General features: G+C 72.5%; 14 protein-coding genes. 12 read left to right on the top strand and 2 right to left on the bottom strand.

Going from position 1 to position 22,398, the window contains the following annotated elements:
- Positions 1–107: 107 nt before the first annotated feature.
- A complete protein-coding gene (locus tag ACGF5T_RS24495; protein ID WP_356612204.1) occupies positions 108–1,811 on the top strand; it encodes a PucR family transcriptional regulator in 1,704 nt (567 codons plus the stop codon).
- 247 nt (positions 1,812–2,058) lie between these two features.
- Positions 2,059–3,504 carry an aldehyde dehydrogenase family protein gene (locus ACGF5T_RS24500; protein ID WP_356612202.1) on the top strand — a complete coding sequence of 482 codons (1,446 nt, stop codon included), beginning with the start codon at positions 2,059–2,061 and terminating at the stop codon, positions 3,502–3,504.
- Between the two features lie 112 nt (positions 3,505–3,616).
- Here ACGF5T_RS24500 and ACGF5T_RS24505 read toward each other — a convergent pair whose 3' ends face one another.
- Positions 3,617–6,550, bottom strand: a complete 2,934-nt coding sequence (locus ACGF5T_RS24505; protein ID WP_366768132.1) for a glycoside hydrolase family 3 C-terminal domain-containing protein — start codon at positions 6,548–6,550, stop codon at positions 3,617–3,619.
- Positions 6,551–6,940: 390 nt separating this feature from the next.
- Between ACGF5T_RS24505 and ACGF5T_RS24510 the strand changes: the two genes are divergently transcribed.
- From ACGF5T_RS24510 to ACGF5T_RS24535, 6 genes are read left to right on the top strand one after another with little or no spacing between them, the layout of a single operon-like run.
- Positions 6,941–8,626, top strand: coding sequence for an extracellular solute-binding protein (locus ACGF5T_RS24510; protein ID WP_366768133.1), 1,686 nt, complete (start codon positions 6,941–6,943; stop codon positions 8,624–8,626).
- Positions 8,627–8,655: 29 nt separating this feature from the next.
- Entirely contained in the window at positions 8,656–9,693 is a 1,038-nt protein-coding gene (locus ACGF5T_RS24515) for an ABC transporter permease subunit (RefSeq protein WP_366768134.1), read from the top strand.
- Positions 9,690–10,637, top strand: a complete 948-nt coding sequence (locus ACGF5T_RS24520) for a carbohydrate ABC transporter permease (RefSeq protein WP_356612194.1) — start codon at positions 9,690–9,692, stop codon at positions 10,635–10,637. Before ACGF5T_RS24515 ends, ACGF5T_RS24520 begins: the two co-directional genes overlap by 4 nt.
- Before the next feature lie 45 nt (positions 10,638–10,682).
- On the top strand, positions 10,683–12,659 hold the full coding sequence (locus ACGF5T_RS24525) for a beta-galactosidase (protein ID WP_366768135.1): 1,977 nt from the start codon (positions 10,683–10,685) through the stop codon (positions 12,657–12,659).
- Positions 12,656–14,887, top strand: a complete 2,232-nt coding sequence (locus ACGF5T_RS24530) for a glycoside hydrolase N-terminal domain-containing protein (RefSeq protein WP_366768136.1) — start codon at positions 12,656–12,658, stop codon at positions 14,885–14,887. Before ACGF5T_RS24525 ends, ACGF5T_RS24530 begins: the two co-directional genes overlap by 4 nt.
- Positions 14,888–14,922: 35 nt before the next feature.
- Positions 14,923–15,630: a hypothetical protein gene (locus ACGF5T_RS24535; protein WP_366768137.1), complete on the top strand. Its 708-nt coding sequence runs from the start codon at positions 14,923–14,925 to the stop codon at positions 15,628–15,630.
- A 96-nt stretch (positions 15,631–15,726) separates the two neighbouring features.
- Here the strand turns inward: ACGF5T_RS24535 and ACGF5T_RS24540 are convergent, their stop codons facing one another.
- Positions 15,727–16,740 carry a LacI family DNA-binding transcriptional regulator gene (locus ACGF5T_RS24540; RefSeq protein WP_356612186.1) on the bottom strand — a complete coding sequence of 338 codons (1,014 nt, stop codon included), beginning with the start codon at positions 16,738–16,740 and terminating at the stop codon, positions 15,727–15,729.
- Positions 16,741–17,062: 322 nt separating this feature from the next.
- Between ACGF5T_RS24540 and ACGF5T_RS24545 the strand changes: the two genes are divergently transcribed.
- The 4 genes from ACGF5T_RS24545 to ACGF5T_RS24560 all read left to right on the top strand — a co-directional run.
- Entirely contained in the window at positions 17,063–19,009 is a 1,947-nt protein-coding gene (locus ACGF5T_RS24545; protein WP_366768138.1) for an acyl-CoA dehydrogenase family protein, read from the top strand.
- Between the two features lie 271 nt (positions 19,010–19,280).
- Positions 19,281–20,537 carry a 1-deoxy-D-xylulose-5-phosphate reductoisomerase gene (dxr, locus tag ACGF5T_RS24550; RefSeq protein ID WP_366768139.1) on the top strand — a complete coding sequence of 419 codons (1,257 nt, stop codon included), beginning with the start codon at positions 19,281–19,283 and terminating at the stop codon, positions 20,535–20,537.
- 8 nt (positions 20,538–20,545) lie between these two features.
- Complete coding sequence (locus tag ACGF5T_RS24555; protein WP_356612310.1) at positions 20,546–21,838, top strand: site-2 protease family protein; 1,293 nt, start codon at positions 20,546–20,548, stop codon at positions 21,836–21,838.
- A gap of 234 nt (positions 21,839–22,072) precedes the next feature.
- Positions 22,073–22,398, top strand: a 326-nt coding sequence (locus ACGF5T_RS24560; RefSeq protein ID WP_361012866.1) for a flavodoxin-dependent (E)-4-hydroxy-3-methylbut-2-enyl-diphosphate synthase, incomplete at its 3' end; no start/stop codon positions are given.

Raw genomic sequence — 22,398 nt, forward strand, 5'->3', positions numbered from 1 at the left:
GAGGCAGAATCGACACAGGTCGTTCATACGTGGCGGCCAAAAGATCACGGTTGTCTCACGCCGCAGGTACCTTCCGCACCGCACGCAGATCCGAAGGCCCAGGCCCCATGCCCCCCACGCTCGCCTCGCTCGTCCACCACTCCGCGCTCAAGCTGACCGTGCGCGCGGGGGAGGACCGCCTCGACGTGCCGGTGCGCTGGGCACACGTCAGCGAACTCGCCGACCCCGTGCCCTACATGGAGGGCGGCGAACTGCTGCTGATCACCGCCTTGAAGCTGGACGCCGAGGACCCCGCGGTGATGCACCGGTACGTGAAGCGCCTGGCCGGCGCCGGCGTGGTGGGACTCGGGTTCGCCGTCGGGGTCAACTACGACGACATCCCCGAGCCGCTGGTCGAGGCGGCCCGGCAGGAGGGGCTGCCGCTGCTGGAGGTGCCGCGCCGCACCCCGTTCCTCGCCATCAGCAAGGCCGTGTCCGCCGCGATCGCCGCCGACCAGTACCGGGCGGTCACCGCGGGCTTCGCGGCCCAGCGAGAGCTGACCAGGCAGGCCCTGTCCGGTGGACCCGAAGGGCTGCTGGCCGCGCTCGCCACGCAGGTCGACGGCTGGGCGGCGCTGTACGACGCCTCGGGCGCCGTGGTCGCCGCGGCTCCCGAGTGGGCGGGGCGCAGGGCCGCGCGGCTCACCGGGGACGTCCAGCGGCTGCGTGAGCGCCCCGCCCCGGCCTCCTCGGTCGTCGGCGGCGCCGAGGGCGCCGAGCACCCCGAGAACGCCGACCGGGTCGAGCTCCACTCCCTCGGCACCTCCCGCCGCCCCCGCTCGGCCCTCGCCGTCGGCACCGCCGCCGCCCTCGGCACCGCCGAGCGCTACGCCGTCCACTCCGCCATCGCCCTGCTGACCCTCACCACGGAGCGCTCGCGCTCCCTGCACGAGGCCGAACAGCGCATCGACGAGGCCGTCCTGCGCATGCTGCTGGCCGGCGAACCGGACCACGCGCGCACGGTCGCCGGGGACCTGTACGGCGGTCTGCTGGACGCGCCCTTCCGGATCGTCGTCGCCGAGTCGGCGTCCGCGTCCGCCGCGCGGGCGCACGCCGGCCCGCACGCGCGCGTGCCGGCCGCCCCGGTCAAGCCCTCGGCCGCCGCGCTGGCCGCCGCCGACACCGACGGCGACCCGCTCGGCGCGCTCGCCGAGGTCGTGGAGTCGGCGGCGGCCCGGTCCGGCGAGGCGGTGCTCGTCGTCCCCGAGGGCGAGCGCCTGGTGGTGCTCGCCGTGGACGGGGGCGCGGCCGTCGCCGCCTGCACCGAGTACGCCGCGGCGCTGGAGACCGCCCGCCCGGCGCCCGAGCCGAGGGCGGGCGGTGACGAGGAGGGCCTGGTCGTCGGCCTGTCGGCGCCCTCCGGGCCGATCGCCGCCTCCGCCGCCTACAAGCAGGCCGAGCAGGCCCTGTCGGTGGCCCGGCGGCGCGGCCGGGTCTGCGTGGAACACGAGCACCTGGCCGCCGGATCGGTCCTGCCGCTCCTCGCCGACGACGCGGTCCGCGCCTTCGCCGACGGCCTGCTGCGCGCCCTGCGGGACCACGACGCCACCGGCCGGGGCGACCTGGTGGCCTCCCTGCGCGCCTGGCTCTCCCGCCACGGCCAGTGGGACGCGGCCGCGGCCGACCTCGGCGTCCACCGCCACACCCTGCGCTACCGCATGCGCCGCGTCGAGGAGATCCTCGGCCGCTCCCTGGACGACCCGGACGTACGGATGGAGCTGTGGCTGGCCCTGAAGGCGACGTCGACGGAGAACAGCCCGTCCGGCGGGTGAGGACGGGCCGTCCGGGGCCGCGGCGGGCCCGCTTCGGCGGCCCCAGACGGTACGGGGTGACCGGGACGAGACCCCACCGCGCCCCCGACCCTCCGCCCCACCCCGTGCCCCACCTGGCCGCAGCGTCGAACACCCCCTCCCCACCACTACACCCCGGACAAACGCGCCCCACCGCGTCCCGCCCTACGGTGGACCCCGCACCCCCGTCACGTACACACACCCCAACGCGGAAGGGCCGGGACTCGACATGACTTCCACCCACGCCTTCTGGCTCGCCGGCCGCCAGGCCACCGGCGAGTCCGGCTTCGACGTCACGTCCCCCTGGGACGGCAGCCAGGTGGGCACGGTGAGCCTGCCGACCGACGCCCAGGTCGAGGAGGCCGTGGCCGCCGCGTACGCCGTACGGGACGAGTTCGCCGCCACCCCCGCCCACGTCCGCGCCGCCGCCCTGGACCACGTCAGCCGGCGCCTGGTCGAGCGCACCGAGGAGATCGCCCGCCTGATCTCCGCCGAGAACGGCAAGCCGATCAAGTGGGCCCGCGGCGAGGTGGGCCGCGCGGTGTCCGTCTTCCGCTTCGCGGCCGAGGAGGCCCGCCGCTTCAACGGCGGCGAGGCCCAGCGCCTGGACACCGACGCCGGCGGCCAGGGGCGGCTCGCCCTCACCCGCCGCTTCCCCAAGGGCGTCGTCCTCGGCATCGCGCCGTTCAACTTCCCGCTCAACCTGTGCGCGCACAAGATCGCCCCCGCGATCGCCGCCGGCGCGCCCATCATCCTCAAGCCGGCGCCCGCCACCCCCCTGTCCGGCCTGGTCCTCGGCGAGCTGCTCGCCGAGACCGAACTGCCCGCCGGCTCCTGGAGCATCCTGCCGGTGCCCAACGACAAGATGCCCGCCCTCGTCCAGGACGAGCGCCTGCCGGTCATCTCCTTCACCGGCTCCGAGACGGTCGGTTACGCGATCATGGACTCGGTGCCCCGCAAGCACTGCACCCTGGAGCTGGGCGGCAACGGCGCGGCCGTCGTCCTGGGCGACTGGGCGAGCGACGAGGACCTGGAATGGGCCGCGACCCGCATCGCGACCTTCTCCAACTACCAGGGCGGCCAGTCCTGCATCTCGGTGCAGCGCGTGATCGCCGACGCCGCCGTCCACGACCGGCTGCTGCCGCGCATCGTCGCCGCCGTCGAGGCCCAGGTCACCGGCGACCCGAACGACGACGCCACGGACGTCGGCCCGCTGGTCAGCGAGGCCGCCGCCGAGCGCGTGGAGGCGTGGGTGCGGGAGGCCGTCGAGGCCGGCGCCACCCTGCACACCGGCGGCAAGCGCGACGGTGCCTCCTACGCGCCGACCGTCCTCACCGACCTCCCGGCGGACACCACCCTCGCCTGCGAGGAGGTCTTCGGACCCGTCCTCAGCGTGCAGAAGGTGAACGGCGAGGCCGAGGCGTTCGACGCGGTCAACGACTCCAAGTACGGCCTCCAGGCGGGTGTCTTCACCCACGACCTCCAGGCCGCCTTCCGCGCCCACCGCGCCCTGGAGGTCGGCGGCGTCGTCATCGGCGACGTCCCGTCCTACCGCGCGGACCAGATGCCGTACGGCGGTGCCAAGCAGTCCGGCGTGGGCCGCGAGGGCGTGAAGTTCGCGATGGACGACTACACCTACGAGCGGGTGCTGGTCCTGACGGGCCTCGCCCTCTGACCCACCCCGAGCGGCCCGACGGCCCGAGCCCACTGTGCGGGGGCTCGGGCCGTCGCCCGTCCGCCGCGGGCCGATCCGGGGTCCCGGATGACGAGTCGGGGCAGGGCGCCGGTCAGTGCCGGTGCCCGGCCCCCTCGTGCCGGCCTGCTCCGGACCCTCGACCGGAGAAGCCGACGTGCGCGAGCCGCAGAGAGCCGCGCAGTCCGATGCGGAGGTCGTGCACGCCCGCGGCGGCCAGCGCGGAGCGCAGCTCCGTGTAGGCGTACGGGCCCGAGGCGGGAGTGTCCGCGGACAGCACCACCGGTGCCGGGCCGCCGTCGAGGGCGATCTCCACGGTGCCCTCGCCCGCCACGCTCACGGTCACCCCGTCGACCCCGGCGCCGAAGTCGCAGGCCCGGTAGAGCAGTTCGCCCGTGCGTCCGGCCACGGGCGTGACCGCGTCGCCCGCGGTCTTCGTCAGGTCGACGATCTCCGTGCCGCTCTGCTCGTCGAAGCCGGCCGCCGCCAGCCCCCGTTCGCGCACCGGGCGCGGCGCGGTGGGCTCGCCGTCCAGGGTCACGGTCGCCGAGAGGCGCACGTCCTCGCAGGAGGCGCCCACCAGCAGGGCGTACGGTCCCGGCTCCAGCCGCCACCGGTCCAGCGCCACGTCCCAGAACGCGAGCGCGGACGACGGGACGTCGAAGGACACGTCCGCCGTCGCGCCCGGGGCGAGGGTGATCCGGCGGTGGGCCAGCAGCTCGCGGCGCGGGCGGGGGACCGACGGGTCCTCGGCGCGGACGTAGAGCTGGGGCACCTCGTCGGCGGTGACGTCCCCGGTGTTGGTGACGGTGAAGGACACGGACACCCGCCCGGCCTCCGCCCGCGCCGACAGGTCCGCGTACGCGAAGGAGGCGTACGACAGGCCGTGCCCGAAGGGGAACAGCGGGGTGCCCTCGAAGTACAGGTAGGTCTGGCGGCTGCCGATCACGTCGTAGTCGAGGAGACCGGGCAGGTCGGCGTCGTCCGCGTACCAGGTCTGCGGCAGCCGCCCGGCCGGGGAGACGTCTCCGGCCAGCACCCGGGCCAGCGCGGTGCCGGCCGCCTGGCCGCCGTGCGCGGTCCACAGCACCGCGGGGAGCGCCTCCGCGTCCAGCGCGTACGGGTAGGCGGAGGTCAGCGCCAGCACCGTCGCCGGGTTGGCGGCGCGGGCCGCGCGCAGCAGCCGCTCCTGGTGGGCGGGGAGCCGCAGCGTCGTACGGTCCTCGGTCTCCCGCCCGTTGATGTGCGGGTCGTTGCCCGCCACCACCACGACCACGTCCGCCCCGGCGGCGGCCCGCGCCACTGCGTCCTCGCCGCGCTCGGTGACGACCAGCCCGAAGACCTCCGGGGCGTCGGCGGCGGCGGAGGCGGCGGAGGAGGCGTCCGGCGCGGCAACCTTCACGCCGTCGGCGGCGACACGGACGTGACCACCCGTTCCCGTGTGCCGCAGGAGGTGTCCGTCCCCGTGGGGTTCCAGACGGAAGGTCTCCTGCACGACCCAGCCGCCGGGCTGGTCGGCGGAGGCGCGCACGAAGCCGTCCTCGGCGACGGACAGGTACCGGCCGTCGGGGGCGCGCAGGGTGAGCAGACCCTCCCCCCAGTCGACGAGGGCGAGTTCGGTGCCGGTGGCGTCGGTGGTCAGCGGCGGCAGGTCGGTGCGGCCGGCCAGCAGGGCCGGGTCGAGCGCGCCCTCGGTGCCGGCCGCCCGGTCCGCGGCACCGTCCGACGGGAGGACGTGCAGGAACGTACCGGCGGCGGTCCTCAGCCGGACCCGGTCCACACCCTCCGCGAAGCTCACGCGCTCGGCGCCGAACCGCTCGTACACGCCCTCCAGCGGGGTGGAGCGGTGGATGAGCGTACCGCTGTACCAGTCGAGCTTGCACTCGTCGGCGAGCAGGCCGACGACGGCGATCCGGGCGTCGGGGGCCAGCGGCAGCACACCGTCGTTCTTCAGCAGGACCACAGCCTGCTCCGCCGCCTCCCGCGCCAGCTCCTGGTGGGCCGGCGTGTCGATGGCGGCAGTGACGTCCTCGGCGGTGGCGGGGGCGTGCGGGTCGTGCTCCGGGTCGAACTCGCCCAGCCGGAACCGGACCGACAGCTGGCGGCGCACGGCCGTGTCGACGTCGGCCTCGGTCAGCAGGCCCTGCTCCAGGGCGCCCCGGACCCGCGCGACGATCCGCGAGGAGTCCGTGCCGTGGTCGGTGAAGCTGTCGACCCCGGCCCGCAGCGCGGCGGCCGTCGCCTCCTCGTGGGTGTCGAAGTAGTGCTCGGAGTCGACCAGGTTGGAGGGGGCGCCCGCGTCCGAGCAGACCAGCAGATCCTCCTCGGTCCAGGTGCGCAGCTGCCGGCCGAGGTGCGGGGAGAGGTGGTTGGGGCGGCCGTTGACCAGGTTGTAGGCCGGCATCACCCCGGCCACCGCGCCCGCCTCGACCGTCGCGCGGAAGGCGCGCAGGTCGTACTCGTGCAGGACGCGCGGGCGGACGGACGCCGAGGACGTGTCCCGGTCGGTCTCGTTGTTGTGCGCGAGCCAGTGCTTGAGGACGGGCGCGGTGCGCCAGTACGTCGGATGTCCGCCGCGCAGACCGCGGGTGTAGGCGGTGGCGATGGCGGAGGTGAGCCTCGGGTCCTCGGAGTAGCCCTCCTCGTTGCGGCCCCACAGGGGGTGGCGCAGCAGGTTCACCGTCGGGGACCAGACGTTGAGGCCGACGCGTTCGTCGCGGGCGCGCATCGCCCTGGCCTCGCGGGACACCGCCTCGCCGACCCGGCGCACCAGGTCCTCGTTCCAGGTCGCGCCGAGCCCCACGGCCTGCGGGAAGACGGTCGCCGGACCCATCCAGGCGACGCCGTGCAGCGCCTCCTGACCGGTGCGGAACGCGGCGACACCGAGCCGCTCGACGGCGGGCGCGAACTGGTGCAGGAACGCGGTCTTCTCGTCGAGCGTGAGCCGCGCCAGCAGATCGTCGACGCGCTTCGCGAACGGCAGGCGCGGATCGCGGAACGGAGGCGCGGGCGGCGTGGATGCGGTCACGTGGGGATCCCTTTGCGGTGGAGCGGCCGGACGCTTTCGAAGCGCTTCGATGCTCAGTCGTCGCGGGGCCGGGTGTCAAGACATCGCCCGGCACCGCCTCCGACTTATCGCCCCAAGCGGCGTGCAAAATGAGCCAGTTAGCACTGACTCGTCCCGCGCACACCTCCGAGGAATTCCGGCAACGACTCTTGTGCACCCTCAGGCGTTCACTTAACCTCGCTGCAACATCGAAGCGCTTCGACGCCGGGCTCGCACTCCCGCACGTGCCGTGAGGTGCGACGGAGACCGGGCACACCTCCGACGACCGCTTCGGCTCAGCCAGTTCCACTCGAGACACCGCAGCCGACGGCCACCGCCGGGTGTCCTGGTGCGCCACGAAGGGTTGACGCAATGACGCCGAACGCCGCCTCCGGCCCCAGCCGGAGAAAGTTCCTCGCCTCCACGGCGGTCGCCACCGCAGCGGTGGCCGGAGGCATGCCGCTGCTCTCCGCCTGCGGCGGATCCGACGGCGGCTCGCGCGACGGCACCACGTCCGCCAAGGACGCGAAGAAGCTGCTGCCGGCGTACGTGGCCAGCAACGTGGTCGCCCCCGACATCCCGAGCAAGAACGGTTCCGCGGTCGGGTTCACCAGCAAGCTGGACCTCGCGGACCTGAAGACGTCGGTGCCCGAGAAGCTCGGCAAGGGCGGCCGGGTCACCGTCATGTCGCCGTTCTGGGGGTCCCCGCCGAAGGACGGCAACGCGTACTACAAGGCGATGAACGACCTCATCGGCGTCGACGTGGCCTGGCAGAACCAGGACGGCAACACCTACGACCAGAAGCTGGGCGCGGTGCTCGCCTCCAGCGAGGTGCCCGACGTGGTGGTCGTGCCCGGCTGGAACATGACCGGCAAGATACCCAGCGCCATCATCGGCAAGTTCGCCGACCTCGGCCCGTACCTCTCCGGTGACGCGGTCAAGGACTTCCCCAACCTCGCCGCGATCCCCACCGACGCCTGGCAGCGGTGCATCTTCGGCGGCAAGCTGCGCGGCCTGCCGATGCCGTCCTCGTACGTGCCCAACAACGTGCCCCTCTACCGCCAGGACATCTTCGAGAAGGAGGGGTACGAAGTCCCCACCTCCGCCGACGAGTTCCTGGCGCTGGCCAAGGAGGCCACCAACGCCAAGGCCAGGCGCTGGGCCTGCCTGGACATGAAGTGGACCGCCTTCTACTCCTTCGGTGTGCTCTCCGGCGAGGAGAAGTCCCTCGGCTGGAACGAGGTCGACGGCAAGCTGGTCTACCGCATCGAGACCGACGAGTACCTCGAGGCGCTGGAGTGGACCCGGAAGCTGTTCGCCGCCGGTGTCGTCCACCCGGACGCCGAACTGGGCAAGAGCAGCGCCCAGGACCCCGGGCCCAAGTTCGCCGCCGGCGAGTTCCTCGTCTACAACCAGGACATCTCGCAGTGGTGGAGCCGCACCGCCGAACAGGCCGCGCAGAACCCCGCATTCAAGATCTGGGGCATGGACATCTTCGGCCACGACGGCGGCGCCCCGACGCTGTGGGCCAAGAACCCGGCGAGCATCTTCGCCTTCGTCAACAAGAAGGCGTCGGAGTCGGTGATCCGCGACGTGCTGGCCGTCGCCAACGTCACCGCGGCGCCGTACGGCACCAAGGAGTACATGGCGACCAACTACGGCGTGGAGGGCACCCACTACACGGTCAAGGACGGCGTCCCCACCAAGACCGACCAGGGCAACATCGACGTGATGAACGCCTACGTGATGATCGCGAGCCCCGCCGCGACCATGGCCCACCCCGACTTCCCCGAGGTCGGCAAGGGCCAGGTCGAGTGGCAGCAGCGGATGGGCGCCTTCACCAGGAAGTCCGCGTTCTACGGCATGCAGATCACCGAGCCCGCCCGCTACACCAACCTCTCCAACGACTTCGAGCAGCTCGAGGACGACTTCGTCCGCGGCCGCAAGAAGATGAGCGACGTCCAGCAGGCCGTCTCCGAGTGGCGCAGCAAGGGCGGCGACAAGCTCCGCGACTGGTACCAGAAGCTGCTCGACGAGAACGGCTCGGCGGCGAGCTGACCGGCGCGGACGAGGCGAGGAGAACGGCCGTGTCGCACAGCACGGTGCCTCGGAGCAGGGCCGAGGCCGATACGACGGAGAAGACCCCGGTGGCGTCCGACGGCGCCACCGGCCCCCGGAGGAGGAAACCGCCGTCCGGGAAGCTGAAGCTCGGGCTCAGACTCAGACGCGACCGCATGCTGCTGCTGATGACGCTGCCCGCCGTGCTGCTGGTCCTGCTCTTCAACTACCTGCCGATCCTGGGCAATGTCGTCGCCTTCCAGGAGTACGACCCCTACCTCAGTGACAACGGGATCGTCTCCATCCTGAACAGCCCCTGGGTCGGCCTGGAGAACTTCCAGCGGATCTTCGAGGACTCGGCCTTCTGGAACGCGGTCCAGAACACCCTGGTCCTCTTCGTCCTCCAGCTCGTCCTCTACTTCCCGGTCCCGATCCTGCTCGCGCTGCTCATCAACAGCGTGGTCAGGCCCCGGGTGCGGGCCGTGTCGCAGGCGATCCTGTACCTGCCGCACTTCTTCTCCTGGGTGCTGGTCGTCGCCGTCTTCCAGCAGCTCTTCGGCGGCGCCGGCATCCTCTCCCAGCTGTTGCGGGAGAACGGGTACGACGGTCTGGACATCATGACCAACCCGGACACCTTCGCCTTCCTGATCACCGCGCAGAGCGTGTGGAAGGACGCCGGCTGGGGGATCATCGTCTTCCTCGCCGCGCTCGCCTCGGTCAACCCCGACCTGTACGAGGCCGCCGCGATGGACGGCGCGGGCCGCCGGCGCCGCATGTGGCACGTCACCCTGCCGGCGCTGCGCCCGGTGATAGCCCTGCTGCTGGTGCTGCGCGTCGGTGACGCCCTCACCGTCGGCTTCGAGCAGATCCTGCTGCAACGGGACTACGTCGGACCCGGCGCGGCCGAGGTCCTCGACACCTTCGTGTGGTGGAACGGCGTGCGCAACCAGGACTTCGGCTACGCGGCCGCCGCCGGCCTCGTCAAGGGCGTCATCAGCCTGGGCCTGGTCCTCGCCGCGAACAAGGTGGCCCATCTGATGGGCGAGCAGGGGGTGTACAAGAAGTGACCGCCGTCATCGACAAGGACGTCCGGCAGCCTTCGCGGAAGCCGGGCCGCTGGGCGGCCCCGCCCCGGCCGGTGTGGGAGGAGAAGCCCAGCACGGCCGGCGTCGCCGGCAAGGGCCTGGTGCTGGGCCTGGCCTGTCTGGCGATCGTCTTCCCGCTGTGGATCGTCATCGTCACCAGCCTGTCCTCGCGCAGGACCATCGACGAGGCCGGCGGACTGGTGATGATCCCCAAGGACATCACCTTCGTCGCCTACCAGGAACTGCTCAGCGGCGGCCAGGTCACCCGCGCCGCGCTCGTCAGTATCGGCATCACCCTCGTCGGCACCCTCTTCTCGATGACGGTGTCCGTGCTGTGCGCCTACGGCCTGTCCCGCACCGGCTCCCTGGGCCACCGCTGGATCCTGATGCTCCTGCTGGCCACCATGTTCTTCAGCGCCGGCCTCATCCCCACCTACCTGCTGGTGCAGTCGCTGGGGCTGACGGACAGCTATCTCGCGCTGATCCTGCCGAGCGCGATCAGTGTCTTCAACATCCTGGTCCTGCGCGGCTTCTTCATGGGCATCTCCCAGGAGCTGATCGACAGCGCCCGCATCGACGGCGCCGGGGACTTCCGCATCCTGTGGCGGATCGTCATGCCGCTGTCCCGCGCCGTCCTCGCCGTGATCACGCTGTTCTACGCCGTCGGCTACTGGAGCGCCTGGTTCAACGCCTCCCTGTACCTGAACGACCAGGACATGATGCCGCTGCAGAACGTCATGATCCAGCTCGTGCAGAAGCAGGAGGCACCGGTCGGCCTCGGCCAGGCGATCAAGACCGGGGAACTGTCGGGCCTCGCCGTGCAGATGGCCGTGATGGTCATGGCGCTGCTGCCGGTGGCCGTGCTCTCGCCCTTCGTCCAGCGCCACTTCAAGAAGGGGATGCTCACGGGGGCCGTCAAGGGCTGACACCTTCCGACCACCCTGCCCCCCCGCAAGCAGAGAGCCCAGCCGATGCCGAACCTGTCGGACACCACCCGCCACCGCATCCTCTACGGCGGCGACTACAACCCCGAGCAATGGCCCGAGGAGACCTGGCACGAGGACGTCCGCCTGATGCGGGACGCCGGCGTCAACTCCGTCACCCTCGGCGTCTTCTCCTGGTCGCAGCTCGAACCACGCCCGGGGACCTACGAGTTCGGCTGGCTGGACCGTCTGATGGACCTGCTGCACGCCCACGACGTCGGGGTCGTCCTCGCCACCCCCACCGCCTCGCCCCCACCCTGGCTGGGCCACCTCCACCCGGACACCCTGCCCCGCGACGAGGACGGCCGCACCGAGTGGTGGGGCGGCCGCCAGCACTTCTCCCACTCCAGCACCACCTACCGCCGGCACGCGGCGGCCGTCACCGAGGCCCTGGCCGCCCGGTACGCGGGCCACCCCGCGCTCACGATGTGGCACATCAACAACGAGTACTGCACCTCCGACCACGGGGAGGAGGCCGCCACCCGCTTCCGCCGCTGGCTCCGCGACCGGTACGGCACCCTCGACGCCCTCAACACCGCCTGGGGCACCGCCTTCTGGAGCCAGGGCTACGGCGACTGGGAGGAGGTCGCGCCGCCCCGTCGCGCCCACTACCTGAAGAACCCCACCCAGCTGCTCGACTTCCGGCGCTTCACCTCGGACATGCTCCTGGAGTGCTTCGTCGCCGAACGCGACATCGTCCGCCGCCACACCCCGCACCTGCCGGTGACCACCAACTTCATGCCGCTGTGGTTCGGCCAGGACGCCTGGCGCTGGGCCGAGGAGGAGGACGTGGTCTCCGTCGACCTCTACCCCGACCCGCGCGACCCGCTCGGCGCGCAGCACGGCGCCCTGGTCCAGGACATGACCCGCTCCCAGGCACGGGGGCCGTGGATGCTCATGGAGCAGGCCGCCGGACCCGTCAACTGGCGCGGGGTGAACCACCCCAAGCCGCGCGGCCTCAACCGCCTGTGGTCCCTGCAGGCCGTGGCCCGCGGCGCCGACGCCGTCTGCTACTTCCAGTGGCGCCAGTCCCGGCAGGGCGCGGAGAAGTTCCACTCCGGGATGCTCGGCCACGCGGGCCCGCAGGGACGCACGTACCAGGAGGTCAAGCAGCTCGGCGCCGACCTCGCCCGGCTCGGCCCGCACACCGCGGACACCCGCGTCACCGCCGGCATCGCCGTCCTGCACGACTGGCACGCCTGGTGGGCCGGCGCCCAGGACGCCCGGCCCTCCACCCGCTTCGACTACCCCGACGTCCTCCACGCCTGGCACCGGGCCCTCTGGGAGGCCCACCTCACCACCGACTTCGCTCACCCGGAGCACGACCTGAGCCCGTACAAGGCGGTCGTCGTGCCCCAGCTCTACGCCCTCACCGACGCGGCGATCGACAACCTCCTCACCTACGTCCGCGACGGCGGCACCCTCGTCTGCGGCTTCCTCACCGGCGTCGCCGACGAGGACGACCGGATCAGACCCGGCGGCATGGACGCCCGGCTGCGCGCCCTCTTCGGCATCCGCACCCTGCACGAGTGGTGGCCCCTGGAGACCGACGAACCGGCCGCCTGCGACGGCTTCCGCGGCACCCTGTGGTCCGAGGAGATCGAACCCGACGGCACCGCCACCGAAACCGTCCCCTACCGGGGCGGCGAGCTGGACGGCATGCCGGCCGTGCTGCGCAAGGGCAGGGCCTGGTACCTGTCGACGCTGCCGGAGCCCCGGGCGCTGCGCGGGCTGCTCACCCGGGCCGCCGCCGACGCGGGCGTCCGTCCCGTGCTCGACGGCCTCCCCGCGCATGTCGAAGCCGTGCGCCGCGGTGACCTGCTCTTCCTCCTCCACCACGGCCGCGAGCCGGTCACCGTCGACGTCCCGGGCACCCACCGCGACCTGCTGACCGACACGACCGTCACCGACCGCGTCACCCTCGGCCGGTACGGCGCCGCGGTCCTCGCGGAGTCCGCCTCATGACCGGCACGCGCCCCGCCGACGGGCCCGTGCACGGCACCTGGGAGCCCGAGCCCGCCACCCGCTGGGAGGACGCCTTCCTCAGTGGCAACGGCCACCACGGCGCCCTCGTGTTCGGCGATCCGGACGCCGACCGGGTCGTCGTCACCCACCACACCCTCGTCCGTCCGGACGGCGACGACGCGCTCCGCCGCCCACCCCGGCTCGCCGCCGACCTGCCCGCCCTCCAGGACCGCCTGCTCGCCGGGGACGCCACCGCCGCCGAGGACTTCACCGACGGCCGTCCGCTGCGCTGGGTGCGCCGCTTCCACCCGGCCTTCCAGCTGCGCCTGAACCGACCGCCCGGCGACGCCCGCGCCGCCTACCGCCGCTCCGTCGACTTCACCACCGGCGAGGCCACCGCCACGCACTCCACCTGGACCAGCCGCGTCTTCGTCTCCCGCGCCGACGACGTGATCGTCCAGCGCGTCACCGCCCCGCACGTCACCCTCGACCTCTCCCTCGACCACCGCCTCCCCGGCGCCCCCGCCGGGCTCGCCGTCGGCCAGGGCGCAGTCCGCACCCCGGAGGGCGCCCTGCTCAGCCTGCGGGCCCACTACCCCGGCAGCGACCTCGCCTACACCGGCGTCACCCTGGTCGCCGTCACCGGCGGCACCACCCGGCTGGTCCCGCCGGGCGTCCTGGTCGAGGGCGCCACGGAGGTCCTCCTCCTCACCCGGGTGCGCCGCCACACCGGCGAGCTGGACGTGGCCGCCGAGGGCCGCGCCCTGCGCGAGCTGCCGGACGCGGCGTCGTACGACGGACTCCTCGACCGCCACCTCGCCCTGCACCGCACCGCCTACGACCGCGTCACCCTCGATCTCGCCGCCGACCCCGCCGAGCGCGCCCTGCCGGGATCGGCCCTCCTGGAGCACGCCGGCGGCCCGGCCCTGCTGGAGCGCCTCTTCGCCGCCGGCCGCTACCACCTGCTCTCCGCCAGCGGCCTGCTCCCGCCCCGGCTGACCGGCCTGTGGACCGGCGACTGGAACACCGCCTGGTCCGGGGCGTTCACCACCAACGCCAACCTCAACCTCCAGACCGCGTCCGCCGCGGCGGGCGCCCTGCCCGAGGTCACCGAGGCCCACGCGGCCCTGGTCCACCGCCAGCTCCCCGACTGGCGCGACAACGCCCGGGCGATCTTCGGCGCCCGGGGCGTGGTGGCGCCCTCGCACACCGACGGCGAGTCCGGGCACACGTACCACTTCAGCCGCGAGTACCCGCTCCACCTGTGGACGGCGGGCGCCGACTGGCTGCTCAAACCGCTCGTGGACCACGACGAGACCCGCGGCGCCCGCGACCCGCGCACCACCGCCGCCCTCGCCGAAGTCGCCCTCTTCTACGAGGACTTCCTCACCCGCACGGACGAGAGCGGCCGGCTGGCGGTCGTCCCCTCCTACTCGCCCGAGAACCGCCCCGCCAACGCCGGCTGGGGCACCCTCGACGCGGCCATGGACCTCTCCGCCGCCCGGCACGCCCTGCTGACCGCCGCCGACCACCACCCCGAGCACGCCGACCGCTGGCGGACCCTGGCCGACCGTCTCCCGCCCCACCGGGTCAACGCCGACGGAGCCCTCGCCGAATGGGCGCGGCCCGGCCTGGAGGACACCTACGACCACCGCCACCTGAGCCACCTCTACGGCGTGTGGCCGCTCGACGAGATCAACCCGTACGACACCCCCCGTCTCGCCGGGGCCGCCCGCCGCGCCCTCGAACTGCGCGGCGTCGAGAACGACTCCGCCCACGGGCACCTCCACCACGCCCTGGTCGCGGCCCGCCTCCGGGACGCCGGACGGGTCGCCCACTGCCTCGCCCGCGTGCTCGACGGCGACTACTTCCACCCCTCCCTGATGAGCGCGCACTACCCCCACCGCGACGTCTACAACGCGGACGCCGCGCACGCGCTCCCGGCCGTGCTCATCGAGATGCTCGTGCAGTCCACGCCGAGCCGGCTGGTCCTGCTGCCCGCCCTCCCCGCGTCCTTGCCGCGGGGCGAGATCCGAGGCGTACGCACCCGTTTCGGAGCCGAACTCGACCTCGCCTGGACGCCCGACGGGACGGCGCGAGCGCTCCTGCGCCCCGGCCGCACCGTCCGCGTCGAACTCCGGACCTCCTCCGGCGCCGAACCGCTCGACCTGGTCGCCGGAGAGGACCGCGCCCTCGGCATCGCCGGCACGCGTGCCGCGGCGCGGTAGCCCTGCACCTCCCCCCACCCATGGAAGGAACCCCCATGGCACCACGCACCCGCACCCTGACCGCGCTGCTCGCCCCCGCCCTCGCGCTCGGCGCCACCGTCGGCCTCGCCGCCGCCCCCGCCCAGGCCGCGGTCTGGAACTCCTGCGACCAGTGGGGCAACACGAACCTGAACGGCTACACCCTCTACAACAACATCTGGGGCTCCGGCGCCGGCGCCCAGTGCGTCTGGGCCAACTCCGGCACCAACTGGGGCGTCTGGGCCGACCACCCGAACACCGGCGGCATCAAGTCCTACCCGAACTCCAAGAAGGTGATCAACAAGCCGATCACCTCCATCACCTCGCTCACCAGCAGCTACAACGTCACGGTCCCGTCGTCCGGCGCCTACAACACGTCGTACGACATCTGGGACACGGACTACGACTACGAGATCATGCTCTGGGTCAACCACAACGGCGCCGTGGGCCCGCTCGGCAGCCCACAGGGGACGGCCACCCTCGGCGGCCACACCTGGAACGTCTACAAGGGGAACAACGGGGCCAACGAGGTCTTCTCGTTCCTGCGCACCTCGGACTCGAACTCCGGCACGGTGAACATCCTCCCCGTCCTGAAGTGGATCAAGGACACCAAGGGCTGGATGGGCAACGAGACCATCGGCGACGTGCAGTTCGGCTACGAGATCACCTCGTCCGCCGGCGGCCTGGACTTCCGCACCAACAACCTGACGGTCAGCGGCGGCTGACCCGGCGCGCGGCGAGGGGCCGGTCCCGCCCGGGACCGGCCCCTCCACTCCGCCGCGGGTCCCGGCCCGTGTCCGCGGGGCTGGGGACCGGGGGCGCTACGGCCGTACGGGCGCCGGGCCGGAGCTGGCCCGGACGGTCAGCTCCGGCGCGAGCAGCACGACCTCGTCGCTCCCGCGCCCGCCGAGCTTGGCGAGCAGCTGCTCCACCGCGTGCCGGCCCATGTCCTGCGCGGGTACGGCGACCGAGGTGAGCCGCACCGAGGCCTGGGTGGCGACCTGCTCCGGGCAGACCGCCACCACCGACACGTCCTCGGGCACCGCACGGCCCTGCTGGCGCAGCAGGGCGAGCAGCGGCTCGACCGCCGCCTCGTTCTGGACGACGAAGCCGGTGGTGCCCGGACGCTCGTCGAAGATCCGGGCGAGAGTCGAGGCCATCGCGTCGTACCCGCCCTCGCAGGGGCGGTGCAGCAGCCGCAGTCCCAGCTCCCGCGCGCGGGTGCGCAGCCCGTCGAGGGTGCGCTCGGCGAAGCCGGTGTGCCGTTCGTAGACCGCGGGAGCCTCGCCGATGACGGCGATGTCGTGGTGCCCCAGCCCCGCCAGGTGCTCCACGCACAGCGCGCCGGTCGCCCGGAAGTCCAGGTCGACGCAGGTGAGTCCCTCGGTGTCGGCGGGCAGCCCGATCAGGACGGACGGCTGGTTCGTGCCCCGCAGCAGAGGGAGACGCTCGTCGTCCAGTTCGACGTCCATCAGGATCATCGCGTCGGCGAGCCCGCTGCCGGTGACGCGGCGCACGGCGTCGGGGCCCTCCTCGCCGGTGAGCAAGAGGATGTCGTACCCGTGGGTCCGCGCGCTGGTGGCGACCGCGATGGCGATCTCCATCATCACCGGCACGTACATGTCCGTGCGCAGGGGGATCATCAGCGCGATGATGTTGGACCTGCTGCTGGCCAGGGCGCGGGCGCCGGCGTTCGGATGGTAGCCGAGCGTGCGGATGCTCTCCTCGACCCGCTGCCGGGTGGTGGTGGAGATGGACCGCTTGCCGCTGAGGACATAGCTCACCGTGCTGGCCGAGACTCCGGCGTGCTGGGCGACCTCGGCGAGGGTGACCATCCAGCTCTCCCAGTGATGTGAAGCGCTTCGACAGCGCGCGAGATGCGGAGACGAGTGAGGGCGGTCCGACAGTAGCGCCCGCGCGGGTCGAGTGTCCATAGGGAGTCGAAGCGCTTCGACAGCCGTTGCTCCCAGGACGCTCCCCGCGGGGCTTCGGCCGAACGGCCGCACGAAGGGTGGTGGGGCCGCCCGCTCTCGGGTAAATACGATCGGGTAGCACCGACCGGTAAGTCACGTACGTCCGCAAGGTCGCGCGGCACGCCTGAGGCGATCTTGGTGGACGTGCTTCCCCCCGATGCCGATTCGCGGCGAGGTGAGACTCATGTCCGCCCCCACCACCCCCTCCTCCCGACCCACCGTCACCGAACGCGAGGCCCGACAGGTCGCCGAGGCGGCCCGGGAACAGGACTGGCGCAAGCCCAGCTTCGCCAAGGAGCTGTTCCTCGGTCGCTTCCGCCTCGACCTGCTCCACCCCCACCCGCTCCCCGCCGACGAGGACGTCCAGCGCGGCGAGGAGTTCCTCGCCAAACTGCGCGACTTCTGCGAGACGAAGATCGACGGGTCCGTGATCGAGCGTGACGCGCGCATCCCGGACGAGGTGATCACCGGGCTGAAGGAGCTCGGCGCCCTCGGCATGAAGATCGACACCAAGTACGGCGGCCTCGGCCTCACCCAGGTCTACTACAACAAGGCCCTCGCCCTGGTCGGGTCGGCGAATCCCGCGATCGGCGCGCTGCTCTCCGCCCACCAGTCGATCGGCGTGCCGCAGCCCCTGAAGATGTTCGGCACCCAGGAGCAGAAGGACACGTTCCTGCCGCGCTGCGCCCGCACCGACATCTCGGCGTTCCTCCTGACCGAGCCGGACGTCGGCTCGGACCCGGCCCGCCTGGCGACCACCGCCGTGCCCGACGGGGACGACTACGTCCTCGACGGGGTGAAGCTGTGGACGACCAACGGCGTCGTCGCCGACCTGCTCGTCGTCATGGCCCGCGTCCCGAAGTCCGAGAGCCACAAGGGCGGCATCACCGCCTTCGTCGTGGAGGCCGCGTCCGAGGGCGTCACCGTCGAGAACCGCAACGCCTTCATGGGCCTGCGCGGTCTGGAGAACGGCGTCACCCGCTTCCACCGGGTGCGCGTCCCGGCCGCGCACCGCATCGGCGCCGAGGGTGCCGGGCTGAAGATCGCCCTGACCACCCTGAACACCGGTCGCCTCTCGCTCCCCGCGATGTGCGTGGGCGCCGGCAAGTGGTGCCTGAAGATCGCCCGCGAATGGTCGGCGGTGCGCGAGCAGTGGGGCAAGCCGGTCGCGCTGCACGAGGCGGTCGGCTCGAAGATCGCCTTCATCGCGGCGACGACCTTCGCCCTGGAGGCCGTGCTGGACCTCTCCTCCCAGATGGCCGACGAGGACCGCAACGACATCCGCATCGAGGCCGCCCTCGCCAAGCTCTACGGCTCCGAGATGGCCTGCCTGATGGCCGACCACCTGGTCCAGATCCGCGGAGGACGCGGCTTCGAGACGGCCGCCTCGCTCGAAGCCCGCGGCGAGCGCGCGGTGCCGGCCGAGCAGATCCTGCGCGACCTGCGCATCAACCGGATCTTCGAGGGTTCCACCGAGATCATGCACCTGCTGATCGCGCGGGAGGCCGTCGACGCCCACCTCTCGGTCGCGGGCGACCTGATCGACCCCGAGAAGACGCTGTCGGACAAGGCACGCGCGGGCGCGCAGGCGGGCGTCTTCTACGCCAAGTGGCTGCCGAAACTCGTCGCCGGTCCCGGCCAGCTCCCGCGCGCCTACGCCGACTTCCACCCGTCGGGCCATCCCGACCTCTCCGGGCACCTGCGCTACGTCGAGCGCACCGCCCGCAAGCTCGCCCGCTCCACCTTCTACGCCATGTCCCGCTGGCAGGGCCGGATGGAGACCAAGCAGGGCTTCCTCGGCCGGATCGTCGACATCGGCGCGGAGCTGTTCGCGATGAGCGCCGCCTGTGTCCGCGCCGAGCACCTGCGCACCCGGGGCGAGCACGGCCGCGAGTCCTACCAGCTCGCCGACGCCTTCTGCCGCCAGGCCCGCATCCGCGTCGAGGAACTCTTCGGCCGCCTGTGGACCAACACCGACGATCTCGACCGCAAGGTCGTCAAGGGTGTGCTGGGCGGCGCCTACGAGTGGCTGGAGCAGGGGATCGTCGACCCGTCCGGCGACGGTCCGTGGATCGCCGACGCCTCCCCGGGCGCCTCGCAGCGGGCGAACGTGCACCGCCCCGTCAGGTGAACCCCGCCCGGCCGCGCGGCCCCGGACACACCGCACCCCCGCCCGCCCAGGGGGTGCGGTGTGTCCGGGGAGCACGACCGCGTCCGGCCGGGAACACCACCGCGTCCGGCCCGGAGCGCCGGTGTGCCCGGGTGGGGACGCCGGTGCGCCCCGGCGGGGACGCCGGTGCGCCCGGCCCGGGACGCCTCCGCGGTCCACCCGCGGGGCCTCGTGACACCCGTGCGAGGGACGCGCTGTCCTCGCGGCGGGCGGTTGCGGCAACAATGGGGGGATGAGCGACAGTCCAGCCCCACTCGCCGACCCCCACCTCGTGTACGACCCGGTGGCGGGCGACGGCCCGAAGGACGTGGTGATCCTCGGGTCCACCGGGTCGATCGGGACCCAGGCCATCGACCTCGTGCTGCGCAACCCGGACCGCTTCCGGGTCACCGCCCTGTCCGCCAACGGCGGCCGGGTCGCCCTCCTCGCCGAGCAGGCGCACCGGCTGGGGGCGCGGACCGTCGCCGTCGCGCGCGAGGACGTCGTCCCCGCGCTGCGCGAGGCACTGGGCGCCCGGTACGGCAGTGGGGAGCCGCTCCCCGAGATCCTCGCCGGACCCGACGCGGCCACCCGGGTCGCCGCCTCCGACTGCCACACCGTCCTCAACGGCATCACCGGCTCCATCGGGCTCGCCCCGACCCTGGCCGCCCTGGAGGCGGGCCGCACGCTGGCGCTCGCCAACAAGGAGTCGCTCATCGTCGGCGGCCCGCTGGTCAAGGCCCTCGCCAAGCCCGGGCAGATCATCCCGGTCGACTCCGAGCACGCCGCCCTCTTCCAGGCCCTGGCCGCCGGCACCCGCGCCGACGTGCGCAAGCTGGTCGTCACCGCCTCCGGCGGCCCGTTCCGGGGCCGGACCAGGGAGCAGCTGGCGGGCGTCACCGTCGAGGACGCCCTCGCCCACCCCACCTGGGCCATGGGCCCGGTGATCACGATCAACTCCGCGACCCTCGTCAACAAGGGCCTGGAGGTGATCGAGGCCCACCTCCTGTACGACATTCCCTTCGACCGCATTGAGGTGGTCGTGCACCCGCAGTCGTATGTCCACTCGATGGTGGAGTTCACGGACGGATCGACCCTGGCCCAGGCGACGCCCCCCGACATGCGGGGGCCCATCGCCATCGGCCTCGGCTGGCCCGAGCGCGTCCCGGACGCCGCCCCGACCTTCGACTGGAGCAAGGCCTCGACCTGGGAGTTCTTCCCGCTGGACAACGAGGCCTTCCCCTCGGTGAACCTCGCCCGGCACGTCGGGGAGCTCGCGGGCACGGCCCCGGCGGTGTTCAATGCCGCCAACGAGGAGTGCGTCGAGGCGTTCCGCCGCGGCGTGCTGCCGTATCTCGGGATCATGGAGACCGTCACGCGGGTGGTCGAGGAGCACGGCACCCCCCGTACGGGAACCTCGCTCACCGTCGCGGACGTCCTCGAAGCGGAGACCTGGGCGCGTACCCGGGCCCGGGAACTGGCGGCACAGACGGCGGAGGCCCGTGCATGACGACCCTGATGTTCATCCTCGGCATAGTCCTCTTCGCGGTCGGCCTGCTGTTCTCCATCGCCTGGCACGAGCTGGGGCACCTGTCGACGGCCAAGCTCTTCGGCATCCGTGTGCCCCAGTACATGGTCGGGTTCGGGCCGACGCTCTTCTCGCGGAAGAGGGGCGAGACCGAGTACGGCGTCAAGGCCATCCCGTTCGGCGGCTACATCCGCATGATCGGCATGTTCCCGCCGGGCGCCGACGGCCGGGTGGAGGCCCGTTCCACCTCGCCCTGGCGCGGCATGATCGAGGACGCCCGCTCGGCCGCCTTCGAGGAACTCCAGCCGGGTGACGAGAAGCGCCTGTTCTACACGCGCAAGCCCTGGAAACGGGTCATCGTGATGTTCGCGGGCCCGTTCATGAACCTGATCCTCGCGGTGGTGCTGTTCCTCATCGTCCTGATGGGCTTCGGTATCTCGCAGCAGACCACCACCGTCAGCTCCGTCTCCCAGTGCGTCATCTCCCAGACCGAGAACCGCGACGACTGCACCAGGTCGGACCCGGCCTCCCCGGCCGCCGCGGCCGGCCTCAAGGCGGGCGACAAGATCGTCTCCTTCGACGGCGTGCGGACCGACGACTGGGATCAGCTGTCCAACCTGATCCGCGCCAACCCCGGCGACAGGGTGCCGGTCGTCGTCGAGCGCGGGGGCCAGGAGGTCACCCTCCAGGCGACCATCGCCACCAACCAGGTCGCCAAGAAGGACGCGAACGGGCAGATCGTCGAGGGGGAGTACGTCACCGCCGGCTTCCTCGGCTTCAGCGCCGCCACCGGCGTGGTGAAACAGGACTTCGGCCAGTCCGTGACCTGGATGGGCGACCGGATCGGCGACGCCGTCGACTCCCTCGCCGCCCTGCCCGCCAAGATCCCCGCCCTGTGGGACGCGGCCTTCGGCGACGGGCCCCGCGAGGCCGACTCCCCGATGGGCGTGGTCGGCGCGGCCCGCGTCGGCGGCGAGATCGCCACCCTCGACATCCCGCCCACCCAGCAGCTGGCCATGTTCGTGATGCTGGTGGCCGGCTTCAACCTCTCCCTGTTCCTGTTCAACATGCTCCCGCTGCTGCCGCTCGACGGCGGCCACATCGCGGGCGCGCTGTGGGAGTCGCTGCGCCGCAACGCGGCCAAGGTGCTGCGCCGCCCGGACCCGGGCCCGTTCGACGTGGCGAAGCTGATGCCGGTGGCCTACGTGGTGGCGGGCATCTTCGTCTGCTTCACCCTGCTGGTGCTGGTGGCGGACGTCGTCAATCCGGTACGTATCAGCTGATCCAAGGATGTTCCGGGTGATCCGGACCATTCAAGCGGTCCGGTGAGGAGCCCGATCCTGGAGCATGTCCTTCCGGGTCGGGCTTCACGCCGGTCGCCCGGCAGAAGGGCGCCAAAGGGTGTATCTCGCGTACGCCGCGTGCCGGGCGTTCACGTCGGTGCCGTAATCTCGAAGGCCGGAGCCCGCCGCTGAACGGGGCCGGACCTTGATCCACGACTTGGGGTTGCACAGCAGATGACTGCGATTTCTCTCGGCATGCCGGACGTTCCGACCAGGCTCGCGGAGCGCCGCAAGAGCCGGCAGATCCAGGTCGGGACCGTGGCGGTGGGCGGCGACGCCCCCGTGTCGGTCCAGTCCATGACCACGACCCGTACGTCGGACATCGGTGCGACGTTGCAGCAGATCGCGGAGCTGACGGCGTCGGGCTGTCAGATCGTGCGGGTGGCCTGTCCCACCCAGGACGACGCGGACGCGTTGCCGGTGATCGCGAAGAAGTCGCAGATCCCGGTGATCGCGGACATCCACTTCCAGCCCAAGTACGTGTTCGCGGCGATCGAGGC

Origin of the sequence: Streptomyces sp. NPDC047853 (assembly GCF_043204535.1) — a bacterium.
GTDB lineage: Bacteria > Actinomycetota > Actinomycetes > Streptomycetales > Streptomycetaceae > Streptomyces.

Coding starts and splice junctions, on each gene's coding strand:
- ACGF5T_RS24540 (WP_356612186.1), bottom strand. CDS start 16,740: ATGGTCACCCTCGCCGAGGTCGCCCAGCACGCCGGAGTCTCGGCCAGC.
- ACGF5T_RS24510 (WP_366768133.1), top strand. CDS start 6,941: ATGACGCCGAACGCCGCCTCCGGCCCCAGCCGGAGAAAGTTCCTCGCC.
- ACGF5T_RS24495 (WP_356612204.1), top strand. CDS start 108: ATGCCCCCCACGCTCGCCTCGCTCGTCCACCACTCCGCGCTCAAGCTG.
- dxr (WP_366768139.1), top strand. CDS start 19,281: ATGAGCGACAGTCCAGCCCCACTCGCCGACCCCCACCTCGTGTACGAC.
- ACGF5T_RS24530 (WP_366768136.1), top strand. CDS start 12,656: ATGACCGGCACGCGCCCCGCCGACGGGCCCGTGCACGGCACCTGGGAG.
- ACGF5T_RS24535 (WP_366768137.1), top strand. CDS start 14,923: ATGGCACCACGCACCCGCACCCTGACCGCGCTGCTCGCCCCCGCCCTC.
- ACGF5T_RS24545 (WP_366768138.1), top strand. CDS start 17,063: ATGTCCGCCCCCACCACCCCCTCCTCCCGACCCACCGTCACCGAACGC.
- ACGF5T_RS24555 (WP_356612310.1), top strand. CDS start 20,546: ATGTTCATCCTCGGCATAGTCCTCTTCGCGGTCGGCCTGCTGTTCTCC.
- ACGF5T_RS24525 (WP_366768135.1), top strand. CDS start 10,683: ATGCCGAACCTGTCGGACACCACCCGCCACCGCATCCTCTACGGCGGC.
- ACGF5T_RS24500 (WP_356612202.1), top strand. CDS start 2,059: ATGACTTCCACCCACGCCTTCTGGCTCGCCGGCCGCCAGGCCACCGGC.